Source organism: Rothia sp. (in: high G+C Gram-positive bacteria), from assembly GCF_030540545.1.
GTDB lineage: Bacteria > Actinomycetota > Actinomycetes > Actinomycetales > Micrococcaceae > Rothia.
This window is the reverse complement of the sequence record NZ_JAUNVZ010000090.1, coordinates 1-1149: the sequence shown is the minus strand read 5'-3', so window position 1 is coordinate 1149 and position 1149 is coordinate 1. Positions and strand designations below refer to the sequence as shown.

The window sequence follows — 1149 nt, the reverse complement described above, 5'->3', positions numbered from 1 at the left end:
TCTGTCACCTCACTGGTCGGACATAAGATATAATAGGCATTTTCAAAGAGGTGCACATCTGCCGCGCGGGGACCAGACTTATGGCTACCAGCCATAGGATGTCCCCCAATAAAGCTAACATCTTTCTCCTTGAATAAGCTTGCGGCGCGCTCAACCACCTGGGCCTTGGTTGAACCAACATCACTGATAATCACACCAGGTTTCAAGTCCAGAACGGCCAACTGCTCCAGAACCTGCAAGGAGGCTGCAATGGGCAGGGCTAAAAAGATGAAGTCCGCCTCTTGGCAAGCTTGCTCTACACTCCAAGCAAGCTCATGAACAATCCCCTGCTCCAATGCTAGAGCAGCATAGACAGGATTTTGCTCATAGGCCACAATATGCGCAGCGGGGTGCTCCTTTTGAATAGCCAGGGCAAGGGAGGAACCAATCAGTCCGGTTCCAATTAGGGCAAGTCTCACTTAATACTCCTTCGTGTAGGCACGATGCTGGGCCACAGCCTGACGCAACTCCTCCATATTATCAGAGGAGAATTTCTCAAGGATTTCTGTCGCTAGCACCGTCGCAACGACGTTCTCCATGACAACGCCGGCAGCTGGCAGAGCGGTCGGATCTGAACGCTCAACCGTGGCCTTGTAGGGTTGGTGGGTCTCAATATCCACACTCATCAAGGGCTTGTAGAGGGTTGGAATTGGCTTCATCACCCCACGAATCACAATAGGCTCACCGTTGGTCATACCACCCTCGAAACCACCTAGGTTATTGCTGGAGCGCGTGAAGCCTGCTTCTGGTGACCAGACAATCTCATCCATGACCTGGCTGCCCTTGCGTTTCCCAGCTTCGAAGCCGACACCGAACTCCACACCTTTAAAAGCATTGATTGAGACCACTGCTTGGGCCAATTTGGCATCGAGTTTGCGGTCCCACTGGACAAAGCTGCCCAGACCAACCGGTACACCGCCGACAATGGTTTCCACGATACCGCCGATGGTGTCACCCTCTTTCTTGATGCTGTCGATATAGGTGTGAATGGCTTCTTCCTGCTCAGGATTCACAATGGATAAATCCGAAGCGCCTGCCACTTCCTTAATCCTCGCAATCGTCAAGTCTTCCGGAATCTCAACTGCTACACCACCAAAATCAACCACATGG

At 52.0% G+C, this 1149-nt stretch carries 2 protein-coding genes; both read right to left on the bottom strand.

What is annotated here, in order from left to right:
* Positions 1 to 458: prephenate dehydrogenase/arogenate dehydrogenase family protein (locus tag Q4P78_RS09145; RefSeq protein ID WP_303340057.1), on the bottom strand; the 458-nt coding region annotated here is incomplete at its 3' end.
* Positions 459 to 1149 (bottom strand): chorismate synthase (aroC, locus tag Q4P78_RS09140; RefSeq protein WP_303340056.1); only part of this gene is annotated, 691 nt, incomplete at its 5' end.